Origin of the sequence: Sphingomonas sp., from assembly GCF_035490575.1 — a bacterium.
In the GTDB taxonomy this organism is placed as follows: Bacteria; Pseudomonadota; Alphaproteobacteria; order Sphingomonadales; family Sphingomonadaceae; genus Sphingomonas.
On sequence record NZ_DATJLI010000043.1, the window covers coordinates 1 to 11,507 of the forward strand.

At 65.7% G+C, this 11,507-nt stretch carries 7 protein-coding genes and 1 pseudogene; 3 read left to right on the forward strand and 5 right to left on the reverse strand.

The features are described from left to right. Positions 1-100: 100 nt before the first annotated feature. Genes VL973_RS03045 through VL973_RS03055 form a run of 3 tightly spaced genes read right to left on the reverse strand, consistent with a single transcriptional unit; the run spans position 101 to position 2,636 of the window. Positions 101-439, reverse strand: coding sequence for a 2Fe-2S iron-sulfur cluster-binding protein (locus tag VL973_RS03045; protein WP_325282555.1), 339 nt, complete (start codon positions 437-439; stop codon positions 101-103). Continuing rightward, positions 436-1,539, reverse strand: coding sequence for a cysteine desulfurase family protein (locus VL973_RS03050; protein WP_325282556.1), 1,104 nt, complete (start codon positions 1,537-1,539; stop codon positions 436-438). The genes VL973_RS03045 and VL973_RS03050 overlap by 4 nt, the downstream gene beginning before the upstream one ends. Further along, the gene (locus tag VL973_RS03055) at positions 1,536-2,636 is read right to left on the reverse strand and encodes a cysteine desulfurase family protein (protein WP_325282557.1); all 1,101 of its coding nucleotides are present in this window, start codon (positions 2,634-2,636) and stop codon (positions 1,536-1,538) included. Before VL973_RS03055 ends, VL973_RS03050 begins: the two co-directional genes overlap by 4 nt. 103 nt (positions 2,637-2,739) lie before the next feature. Here VL973_RS03055 and VL973_RS03060 point away from each other — a divergent pair, with 103 nt between their 5' ends. After that, entirely contained in the window at positions 2,740-3,396 is a 657-nt protein-coding gene (locus VL973_RS03060) for an alpha/beta hydrolase (RefSeq protein ID WP_325282558.1), read from the forward strand. Positions 3,397-3,436: 40 nt separating this feature from the next. Here VL973_RS03060 and VL973_RS03065 read toward each other — a convergent pair whose 3' ends face one another. Next, positions 3,437-4,678 carry a threonine synthase gene (locus VL973_RS03065; RefSeq protein WP_325282559.1) on the reverse strand — a complete coding sequence of 414 codons (1,242 nt, stop codon included), beginning with the start codon at positions 4,676-4,678 and terminating at the stop codon, positions 3,437-3,439. Next, positions 4,675-6,003, reverse strand: coding sequence for a hypothetical protein (locus VL973_RS03070; RefSeq protein WP_325282560.1), 1,329 nt, complete (start codon positions 6,001-6,003; stop codon positions 4,675-4,677). Before VL973_RS03070 ends, VL973_RS03065 begins: the two co-directional genes overlap by 4 nt. A gap of 269 nt (positions 6,004-6,272) precedes the next feature. On the opposite strand from VL973_RS03070, the gene rpoB reads away from it, so the two are divergent. Then, complete coding sequence (rpoB, locus tag VL973_RS03075; RefSeq protein ID WP_325282561.1) at positions 6,273-10,430, forward strand: DNA-directed RNA polymerase subunit beta; 4,158 nt, start codon at positions 6,273-6,275, stop codon at positions 10,428-10,430. A 78-nt stretch (positions 10,431-10,508) separates the two neighbouring features. Continuing rightward, positions 10,509-11,507: pseudogene (locus tag VL973_RS03080) on the forward strand (DNA-directed RNA polymerase subunit beta'); the annotation flags it as partial.

Genomic DNA, 11,507 nt, shown 5'->3' on the forward strand with positions numbered 1-11,507 from the left:
GCGCGACCAAGCCGGTCCTGTATGCCTTCACCAAACCCCTCCCCCTCGCGATATCGCCGACACTAGCAAGGTCGTGACGCCTCTCAAGCCCCGGTGATCTTCACGCACGCCCGGTCAGGTCGCGGCGCTCCGGCGGAATGCGGACAGTCATCGCGTCCCAGCCGTGGCCGATCCATATCTGGCAAGCCAGTCTGCTCGTCCGCGTTGCACCGGCGGCAAGGTCGAGCATGTCCTCTTCCTCCTCGCTCGCGGGGGGAAGCAGCGCGAAATCCTCCGGCGCGATGATGACGTGACAAGTGGAGCAGGCCATCTGCCCCTCACACGTTCCTTCCAGCGGCTGATTATCGGCCTGGGCAATGTCGAGAAGCCGGTCGCCGGGCTGCGCCATAACTTCGCGCACGGTTTCACCATCGGCGGCGACAAAGCGGATACGGGTCATGCAGCCATCCTTTGCGTGCGCGCCGCCCTGTCGATGCGATCCAGCGCCGCCAGTAACGCATCGCGCGTCGTGTCGCGGCCAAAGCCGATCCGGATGCTCGACCGTGCCTGCGCGTCGGTCAGGCCGATCGCACGCAGGACGTGGCTGGGCCGGCCCGATCCGCTGGCGCAGGCCGATCCGGCGGAAAAGGCGATGTCACGGCATTCCGACATCAGCCGTGCAACATCCAGACCGTCGAGCCGCAGGTTCAGGTTTCCAGGATAGCGATCGGTCGGCGATCCGTTGAGTTGCCAGCCGCCTTTGCCGCCAACCTCCAGCGCATCACAGGCAGCGTAGAACAAGGTGGCGACATGCGCCATGTCCCCCGCCCTGCTCGCTGCCGCCAGGCGCGCCGCCGCGCCGAAGCCCGCGCATAATGCGGGGCTGAGCGTGCCCGAACGTCCCGGCGCTTCCTGTCCGCCACCATGCAGCAGCGGTGCCGGCATCACGCCATCGCGCAACCACAATGCGCCGATACCTTTGGGTCCGTGGAGCTTGTGCGCCGACGCCGCCACCATGTCACAACCATCGGGCACGTCGATCCGGCCATAGCCCTGAACCGCGTCACACAGCATCAGCGCGCCTGCCCGGTGCGCCAGTTCGGCCAGCGCGGCGACCGGCTGGATCACCCCGATCTCGTTGTTGACCAGCATGGCCGCGACCAGCCCCGTTTCCGGCACGATCGCGCGTTCCGCCACGTGCAGATCGACCAGACCGTCCGGTTTCACCGGCAGCACGGTTAGGTCGCGGCCCATCCGGGCTTCGGCGGCGACGGTGTCGAGGACCGCGGCATGTTCGGTCGCCAACGTGACGATCGGGCCTTGGGTGCCCTTGATCGCCCAGTTCAACGCCTCGGTCGCGCCGCTGGTGAATGCGACCGTTCCGCCCGGTGGCATCAGCGCCGCAATGCTTTCGCGCCCGACTTCCACCGCGGCCCGCGCGGCGCGGCCGGGGGCATGGGCGCTGTGCGGATTGGCGTGCTGCGCCTCAAGCCAGGGGAGCATCGCGGCCAGCGCCTGGGGCGCGAGCGGAGTCGTCGCCTGATAATCCAGATAGGTCATATCGCCACGTCGTCGCCCGGCGGCACCATCCTGGCCTCGCCATGGATGGTCCGCCATGCGCCCACGAACCGCTCGATATCGCCGGCGCTTGTTGATCGGCCAAAGCTCACCCGGATGACCTGGTTCGCGGCGTCGGCGTCCATTCCCATCTGCGCCAGCACATGACTGGGCCGCATCGTGCCCGACGAACACGCCGCACCCGCCGAAACCGCGATCCCCATCAGGTCGAAACGGATAAGCTGCGTCGTCGCGGCGACACCCGGCATCCGATAGGCCGCGATCAGCGGCGTGCGGCGGTCGGCGTCGACCGCGACGATCTCGCCCCCGGCCGCCTCGATCGCACTGTCCAGCCGCTCGCGCAGTTCGGCCATGTACACCAGATCCTCGGGCACGCCGACCGCCGCCTCGAACCCCAGCGCGCCGGGCAGATTTTCGGTTCCACCGCGATAGCCGCGTTCCTGGCCGCCCGATGGCCGCAGCGTCGACAGGTCGCGGATCAGCAGCGCGCCGACACCGGCGGGACCACCCCGCTTGTGACCTGACAAAGCAATGAAATCGGCGTGCAGTTGCGGCAGGTCGTCGTCGTCCCAGCCGACCGGCATCTGCGCGGCGTCGACCAGCAACAGCCCGCCCGCCGCCCGCACCCGTTCGGCAATCGCCGCAATCGGTTGCAGCACGCCGGTTTCGTTATTGCCCCATTGCACCGCCACCAGCGCGGGGCCGGCGGCAAGCGCCCCGGCCAGCGCGTCGAGGTCCAGCGTCCCGTTGCCCAATACCGGCAGCCGCGCCGCCTCGGGCGCGGCGCGCAGCACCGCTTCGTGCTCGGTCGCCGACACCAGCACGCGCGGCAATTCGGCGCGGGTCAGCGCCATCGCCAATGACTCACTCGCGCCGCTGGTGAAAATCAGCTCGCCGTCCCAGCCATAGGCCCGCGCGATACGCGTCCGCGCCCGTTCCAGCGCCGCCCGCGCGGCCCGGCCTTCCCCATGCGGGGAGGACGGATTGGCCCATTCGGCCAGCGCCGCCGCCACCGCATCGCGCGCGGCGCTCACGACCGGTGTTGCGGCCGCGTGATCCATATAAAGGCGATCAGGCAAGGCAGATCCTTTCGCGGCAATTGCTTGTGCGGCCACCACCCCTATATAGCCGTCGCTCTGGCAGGCGCCACAGTTCGGGCGCCCGTAACCGCACAGGAAGTCGATGCCCGAAGTCATTTTCCCCGGCCCCGAAGGCCGTCTAGAGGGGCGTTTCGTCCCCGCCCCCCGTCCCCGCGCGCCCGTCGCGATGATCCTGCACCCGCATCCACAATCGGGCGGCACGATGAACAACCGCATCGTGCAGGAACTCTATAAGACGTTCCAGCGCCGCGGTTTCGCGACATTGCGGTTCAATTTCCGCGGTGTCGGAAAGAGCCAGGGGACGTTCGATAACGGCATCGGCGAGCTGTCCGACGCCGCCAGCGCGCTCGACTGGGTTCAGAGCTTTCACCCCGAAGCGTCGACGACATGGATCGCGGGCGTCAGCTTCGGCGCGTGGATCGGGATGCAGCTATTGATGCGCCGCCCGGAGATTCGCGGCTTCATCTCGATCGCGCCGCCAGCGAACATGTACGATTTCACCTTCCTGGCACCCTGCCCGTCATCGGGGATCATCATCCAGGGTGACAGCGACGAAGTGGTGACGCCTAGCGCCGTGCAGAAGCTGGTCGACAAGCTTCGCACGCAAAAGCACATCACGATCGAGCATGACACCATTCCCGGCGCCAACCATTTCTTCGAACATGAAATGCCGCAGTTGATGGGCAGCGTCGACCGCTATCTCGACATGCGGCTCGACCCCAACTGCCCAATTCGCTGAGGCAATATGGGCGGCGTTCAGGCGCCGCCCGTCAGGCGCCCTAAAGCGAAGTAAAGTCGATCGGCTGGTGCCGGTCGAGCGTTCGCGACCGGTCCGCCATCGGGTATTTCAGGCCCGTGGCGCAGTTGAACAGCACGACCTGTTCGTCGCGCTTCACCTCGCCGTCCGCCAGCGCCTGTTCATAGGCAGCGAGCGTCGCGCCGCCTTCCGGGCACAGCAGCAAGCCGTCTTCGGTCGCGGCGCGCTCCACCGCGCGCAGGATCGCGGGGTCGCCGACGGCGAGCGCCTTGCCGCCGCTTTCGCGCACCGCGTCGAGGATCAGGAAATCGCCGACCGCACGCGGCACGCGAATGCCCGCCGCGACGGTGTGCGCGCCTTCCCAGCGTTCGGCATGGCGCTCCCCCGCCTCGAACGCGCGGACGATTGGGGCGCAGCCCGATGCCTGCACCGCATACATGCGCGGGCGGCGCGGCCCGATCAGGCCGATCGCCTCCAGTTCGTCAAACGCCTTCCACATGCCGATCAACCCGGTGCCGCCGCCGGTGGGGTAAAAGATCGCATCGGGCAGTTCCCAGCCGAGCTGTTCGGCCAGTTCCAGTCCCATGGTCTTCTTGCCCTCGATCCGATACGGCTCTTTCAGCGTGGACAGGTCATACCAGCCATTTTCGGCGCACCCCTTTGCCACCAGTGCACCGCAATCATCGATCAGGCCGTTGACGCGGTAAACGCGCGCGCCCTGTGCGGCGATTTCACGCACATTGATTTCGGGCGTGTCGTCGGGACAGAAAATCACCGCCTCGATCCCCGCCCGCGTCGCATAGGCGGCAGCGGCGGCGCCGGCATTGCCGTTGGTCGGCATGGCAATCGTCGTGACGCCGAGCGCTTTGGCCATGCTGATCGCCATCACCAGTCCGCGCGCCTTGAAACTGCCGGTGGGCAGCCGCCCCTCATCCTTCACCAGCGGCGGCTGCGCGGCGAGGCGTTCGCCGGTTGCTGAAAGCGGGATCAATGGCGTCTCCGCCTCGCCCAGACTGACAATGTTCGCCGCGTCGCGCACCGGCAGCAATTCGCGCCAGCGCCACAGGTCGCGGGGTCGCCCGGCCAGCACGTCGCGCGTCAGCGCGCCACGCACGCCGCCCAGATCATAGCGGACCAGCAACGGACGGCCCGCCCGCGACAGCCCCTGAACCACATCGGCGTCATAACGCTCGCCGGTCAGCCCGCATTCCAGATGCGCGACGAAGCTCGCGCGTTCGCCGGTCAGATTGTCCTGCCAGTTCATGCCCCTGCCCTTCCTTCGTCATCCTGCCGCAACGGATAGGGTCGCGCCGCCAGCCCCTCCACCACGCGCGCGCCGCGATCGACATAGATTGGCGTCAGCTTGCCCGTGGTCGCACTGGGCCGCCCGATCATGAACGCCGCATTGCTGCGCCCTTCACTGCCGCCCTGCCCGCGATAGCGCGTGCCGACCAGCAGGATCGGCGCGAAGAACCGGCGCCCGGCCGCCTCGACAATGTGAAACTGGTCGAGCGGCGCGCCCATCGTCGCCCGGTGCTCGCGATGCTCGCCGGGGCTGAGCGTGTAGCGGTTGTGCTGCGCGGGATCGAGCGGCTCGGCCAGGAATGCCGCAATCTGGGCGTCCTGATCGGGATTGGCGCTCAGCAGCCAGGCCGACACCATCATCTCCGACACCATCTGATCGCTCGAATTGACGGTGACGAACTGGAACTCCAGGAAGCCGTCTCCATCTTCACTCATCCCCGCGCGCACGGGCAGCACGTCGATGCCCAGCACCGGCGCGGGCTGACGAAAAGCGGTGATGAAGCCGGTATCGGCGGACCTGGGCTTGTCGCGAAACGCGGTAATGGTGCCGGCGGGGATCGCCGGCATGGGCTTGAGGGGCGGTCCCGCCGCCCGCGACAGGAACTGCGGCGGCTCGGCCACCGGCGGCGGCGGCGGCGACGGCGCGACCGGTGGCGGGGGTGCCGGGGGCGGCGGCGCAGGCGACGGCCGCACCGGCGGCGTCGGCACCGGCGCAGCCTCGATCACCGGTTCTGGCGTCGGCGCCCCCATGGACGAGCGCCGCCGACGCATCCAGACCAGCCCAAGCGCCGCTAGCAGCAGGACGATCGCCGCCAGCGCCCAACCGGCCATGCCCGGCCCTGCCCGTTCGTCCCCGCCCATCGGCACGATTGCGGGTTCCGGCGTCATTACGGGGCTTGGCACCGGCGATGGTGCGGCAGGCGCGGGCTGCGCCGTCACGGGCGCGGCGGTTTCACTCGGCGCAGGCGTCGCGGCTGCGCGCGGCGTTGGTGTGGGGCCGGGCGTGGGTGCGGAACGGGGGGCGCGTGTCGGCGCCGGACGCGGCGTAGCAATTGCCTTTGGTGCGGCGGTTGCTCGCGGAGTCGGCGTCGCGGTGGGCACGATGATCGGCGGCGCGGCGGGGGGCGGCGCCTGCCGCGTGCCTTCGCCCGGCGGCAGCGAATAGTCGATCGGCGGCAATATCCGCGTCGGCGTGGGGACAGGCGCAGGCGCTTGTTGCGCGGGAACGGCGGCAATCGGGACAAGCGCGATCGCCGCGCCGAACAACATGTGGATACCGGACATGGCGCGCGCCATATCCCTGTGCGGGCGCTCCCGGCTAGCCCCCTTGATGCCCGTCCCGGTTTGACAGCGCCGGGCGTGCCACCTATATCGCTGATCTGCCTTCACGACCGGGACATGGCACGCCGTCGCGCAGCGCGTCATAAGAATTGGGTCAAAAGGTAATTCAGGACGCCTTGGAAGCTGCGGTTCCCCTTGTGGAGCACGCGGCTTTTTGTGTCTTGATGGCCCCCGCGCCCGACATTCCGGCTGAACGAGGCGAACAGCAGCTTATGGCAAGCAAGGCAATCGAGAGCGGCACCGTAAAGCGCCGCATCCGCAAGGTCTTCGGCGACATCCACGAAGTGGTGCAGATGCCGAACCTGATCGAGGTTCAGCGCGAATCCTACGAACAGTTCCTGCGGAGCGATCCGTCGATCGGTTACGTCTCGGGTCTGGAAAAGACGCTTCGCAGCGTCTTTCCGATCCGCGATTTCGCCGGCACCGCCGAGCTTGATTTCGTCAATTACGAACTTGAGCATCCCAAGTTCGACCAGGAGGAATGCCGCCAGCGCGGCATCACCTATGCCGCCCCCATGCGCGTCACGCTGCGCCTGATCGTGTTCGAGGTGGACCCCGATACCGAAGCCCGCTCGGTCCTCGATATCAAGGAGCAGGACGTCTACATGGGCGACATGCCCCTGATGACGGGCAACGGCACCTTCATCGTCAACGGCACCGAACGCGTCATCGTGTCGCAGATGCACCGCTCGCCGGGCGTGTTGTTCGACCATGACCGTGGCAAGACGCACGCATCGGGCAAGTATCTGTTTGCCGCGCGCGTGATCCCCTATCGCGGCTCGTGGCTCGATTTCGAGTTCGACGCCAAGGACATCGTCAACGTCCGCATCGACCGCAAGCGCAAGCTGCCGGTCACGTCGCTGCTCTATGCACTTGGCCTGAACAGCGAGGAAATCCTCAACCACTTCTACAACACCGTCACCTTCGTGCGCGGTCCGAACGGCTGGCAGATTCCGTTCGCTGCCGAACACTGGCGCGGCCAGAAGCCGATGTTCGACATCGTCGACGCCAATTCGGGCGAAGTGATGTTCCCCGCCGGCCAGAAGATCAGTCCGCGCGCCGCGAACAAGGCGGCGAAGGACGGTCTGGAAACGCTGCTGATCCCGACCGAGGAAATCTTCGGCCGCTATTCGGCCTATGACCTCATCAACGAAACCACCGGCGAGATCTATATCGAGGCGGGTGATGAGGTTTCGGCCGAAAATCTGGAAAAGCTGGACAAGGCCGGGATCGACCGCGTCGAGCTGCTCGATATTGACCATGTGTCGACCGGCCCGTGGATTCGCAACACGCTCAAGGTCGACAAGGCCGAGGAGCGCGAACAGGCGCTGTCCGACATCTATCGCGTGATGCGCCCTGGCGAACCGCCGACGCTGGAAACCGCGGAATCGCTGTTCGCGGGTCTGTTCTTCGACCCCGAACGCTACGACCTGTCGGCTGTCGGCCGCGTCAAGCTGAACATGCGCCTCGACCTTGATGCCGAGGATACGGTGACGACGCTTCGCACCGAGGATATTCTGGCGGTCGTCAAGACGCTGGTCGACCTCAAGGACGGCAAGGGCGAAGTCGACGACATCGACAATCTCGGCAACCGTCGCGTGCGTTCGGTGGGCGAGTTGCTGGAAAACCAGTATCGCGTCGGCCTGCTCCGCATGGAGCGCGCCGTGAAGGAGCGCATGTCGTCGGTCGATGTGTCGACGGTCATGCCCAACGACCTCATCAACGCCAAGCCCGCCGTCGCCGCGGTGCGTGAGTTCTTCGGCTCGTCGCAGCTGTCGCAGTTCATGGACCAGACCAACCCTTTGTCGGAAGTGACGCACAAGCGTCGCGTGTCGGCGCTCGGGCCGGGCGGCCTGACGCGTGAGCGCGCGGGCTTCGAAGTTCGCGACGTTCACCCGACCCATTATGGCCGTATCTGTCCGATCGAAACGCCCGAAGGCCCGAACATCGGCCTTATCAACTCGCTGGCGACGTTCAGCCGCGTCAACAAATACGGCTTCATCGAGACGCCTTATCGCAAGATCATCGACGGCAAGGTGACGAACGAGGTCGTCTATCTGTCGGCGATGGAGGAGCAGAAGCACACCGTCGCGCAGGCGTCAGCGACGCTCGATGCCGAAAACCGCTTCTCCGAGGAGCTGGTTTCGGCGCGGCAGGGCGGCGAGTTCCTGATGGCGCTGCCCGAGCAGATCACGCTGATGGACGTCAGCCCCAAGCAGCTGGTGTCGGTCGCGGCCTCGCTCATTCCGTTCCTGGAAAATGACGACGCCAACCGCGCGCTGATGGGCTCGAACATGCAGCGTCAGGCGGTTCCGCTTCTCCAGGCCGAGGCGCCGTTCGTCGGCACCGGCATGGAAGAGACGGTTGCGCGCGATTCGGGTGCTGCCATCGCGGCCAAGCGTGACGGCATTGTCGATCAGGTCGACGCCGCGCGTATCGTGATCCGTGCGACCGGCGACGTCGATGCCAGCGAAAGCGGCGTCGACATCTATACGCTGATGAAGTTCGAGCGTTCGAACCAGTCGACCTGCATCAACCAGCGTCCGCTGGTGAAGGTGGGCGAGCCGGTCAAGGCCGGCGACGTGATTGCCGACGGTCCCTCGACCGAGTTCGGCGAGCTGGCGCTGGGTCGCAACGTGCTGGTCGCGTTCATGCCCTGGAACGGCTACAACTATGAGGACTCGATCCTCATCAGCGAGCGAATCGTCAAGGACGACGTCTTCACCTCGATCCATATCGAGGAGTTCGAGGTCATGGCCCGCGACACCAAGCTCGGGCCGGAGGACATCACCCGCGACATCCCGAACGTCGGCGAGGAGGCACTTCGCAACCTCGACGAGGCGGGCATCGTCTATATCGGGGCCGAGGTTGAGCCGGGCGACATCCTGGTCGGCAAGATCACGCCCAAGGGCGAATCGCCGATGACGCCGGAGGAAAAGCTGCTGCGCGCCATCTTCGGCGAAAAGGCGTCCGATGTGCGTGACACGTCGCTGCGTCTGCCGCCGGGTGTGTCGGGGACGATTGTCGACGTTCGCGTCTTCAATCGCCACGGCATCGACAAGGACGAGCGCGCGATGGCGATCGAGCGCGAAGAGATCGAGCGCCTGAAGAAGGACTCGGACGACGAGCGCGGCATCCTGAACCGTGCGACCTGGTCGCGCCTGAAGGATATGCTGGTCGGCCAGGCCGCCACGGCGGCGCCCAAGGGCGTCAAGAAGGGTTCGGTCATCGACGAGGCGCTGCTGGACAGCGTCGAGCGTCATGAATGGTGGAAGTTCGCGGTTGCGGACGACGCGGTTCAGGCCAATCTGGAAGGCGTCAAGGCTCAGTATGACGAGGCCGCGAAGCGCATCAAGGAGAAGTTCGAAGACCGCCGCGAGAAGCTGGAGCGGGGCGACGAGCTGCCGCCGGGCGTGCTCAAGATGGTCAAGGTGTTCGTTGCCATCAAGCGCAAGCTGCAGCCGGGCGACAAGATGGCCGGCCGTCACGGCAACAAGGGCATCATCAGCCGCATCCTGCCGCAGGAAGACATGCCGTTCCTTGAAGACGGAACGCCGGTCGACTTCGTGCTGAACCCGCTGGGCGTGCCCTCGCGCATGAATGTCGGGCAAATCTTCGAGACGCATCTGGGCTGGGCCGCACGCGGTCTGGGCCGCAAGATCGGTGCGGCACTCGATGCGTGGCGTGAAGCGAACCCGAACCCCGAAGCGGGCCAGCCCCCCGAAGCGGTCAAGGCGCTGCTGTCCGAGATTTACGGCAGCAATTACACTGCCGAGATCGAAGCCCGCACACCTGAACAGATCGTCGATCTGGCCGGCCATGTCCGCAAGGGCGTGCCGATGGGAACGCCCGTGTTCGACGGCGCGGTGGAAGCCGATGTCACCGACATGCTGCGTCTGGCCGGACTGGACGAATCGGGTCAGGTCGACCTGTATGACGGCCGCACCGGCGATCGGTTCGATCGCAAGGTGACGGTGGGCTACAAATATGTGCTCAAGCTGCACCATCTGGTCGATGACAAGATCCACGCCCGCTCGATCGGTCCCTACAGCCTTGTCACCCAGCAGCCGCTGGGCGGTAAGGCGCAGTTCGGCGGCCAGCGCTTCGGTGAGATGGAGGTGTGGGCATTGCAGGCTTACGGCGCTGCCTACACGCTTCAGGAAATGCTGACGGTGAAGTCCGACGACGTGGTTGGCCGCACCAAGGTCTATGAGGCGATCGTCAAGGGTGACGACACGTTCGAGGCCGGCATTCCCGAAAGCTTCAACGTGCTCGTCAAGGAAATGCGCTCGCTGGGCCTCAATGTCGAACTCAAGTCCAACGAGGATCTGGGCTTCGATTCGGACGGCGTCGCGATCGCAGCGGAATAAGGATGGCGGGCGCGGCATTGCCGTGCGGCGCCCCCATCCCCTTCGACAGCGGATTTTACCCTCTACAGGGAAAATAAAATGAACGAACTGACCAACTTCGCGAACCCGGTCGCCAAGCCGGAGACCTTCGACCAGATCCAGATCGGCATTGCGTCGCCTGACCGCATCCGTTCGTGGTCGTTCGGCGAGATCAAGAAGCCCGAGACGATCAACTATCGCACGTTCAAGCCCGAGCGTGACGGCCTGTTCTGCGCGCGCATCTTCGGTCCGATCAAGGATTACGAGTGCCTGTGCGGCAAGTACAAGCGCATGAAATACAAGGGCATCGTCTGCGAAAAATGCGGTGTTGAGGTTACGGTGTCTAAGGTCCGCCGTGAGCGGATGGGCCATATCGAACTGGCCGCCCCAGTCGCGCACATCTGGTTCCTGAAATCGCTGCCCTCGCGCATCGGCCTGCTGCTCGACATGCAGCTCAAGCAGCTTGAGCGCGTCCTGTATTTCGAGAGCTATATCGTCATCGAGCCGGGCCTGACCGCGCTTGAGAAGTATCAGCTTCTGACCGAAGACGAACTGCTCGACGCGCAGGACCAGTATGGCGAGGACGCCTTTTCGGCCGGCATCGGCGCGGAAGCCGTCAAGCAGATGCTGATGGACCTCGACCTCGAAGGCGAGCGTCGCGACCTGCTGGAAGAGCTGGCGACCACCAAGTCCGAACTGAAGCCCAAGAAGATCATCAAGCGCCTGGAGGTCGTGGAATCGTTCATCGATTCGGGCAACCGTCCCGAATGGATGATCCTGGAAGTCGTGCCGGTCATCCCGCCGGAACTGCGCCCGCTGGTGCCGCTGGACGGCGGCCGGTTCGCGACGTCGGACCTGAACGACCTGTACCGCCGCGTTATCAACCGTAACAACCGTTTGAAGCGCCTGATGGAACTGCGCGCGCCCGATATCATCGTGCGTAACGAAAAGCGTATGTTGCAGGAAGCCGTTGACGCGCTGTTCGACAACGGCCGCCGTGGCCGCGTCATCACTGGCGCAAACAAACGCCCATTGAAATCCCTCAGCGATATGCTGAAA

What these genes read in the sequence shown, in the direction of transcription:
- rpoB (WP_325282561.1), top strand. Translation starts at nt 6,273, where the DNA reads ATGGCAAGCAAGGCAATCGAGAGCGGCACCGTAAAGCGCCGCATCCGC.
- VL973_RS03045 (WP_325282555.1), bottom strand. Translation starts at nt 439, where the DNA reads ATGACCCGTATCCGCTTTGTCGCCGCCGATGGTGAAACCGTGCGCGAA.
- VL973_RS03050 (WP_325282556.1), bottom strand. Translation starts at nt 1,539, where the DNA reads ATGACCTATCTGGATTATCAGGCGACGACTCCGCTCGCGCCCCAGGCG.
- VL973_RS03065 (WP_325282559.1), bottom strand. Translation starts at nt 4,678, where the DNA reads ATGAACTGGCAGGACAATCTGACCGGCGAACGCGCGAGCTTCGTCGCG.
- VL973_RS03060 (WP_325282558.1), top strand. Translation starts at nt 2,740, where the DNA reads ATGCCCGAAGTCATTTTCCCCGGCCCCGAAGGCCGTCTAGAGGGGCGT.
- VL973_RS03070 (WP_325282560.1), bottom strand. Translation starts at nt 6,003, where the DNA reads ATGTCCGGTATCCACATGTTGTTCGGCGCGGCGATCGCGCTTGTCCCG.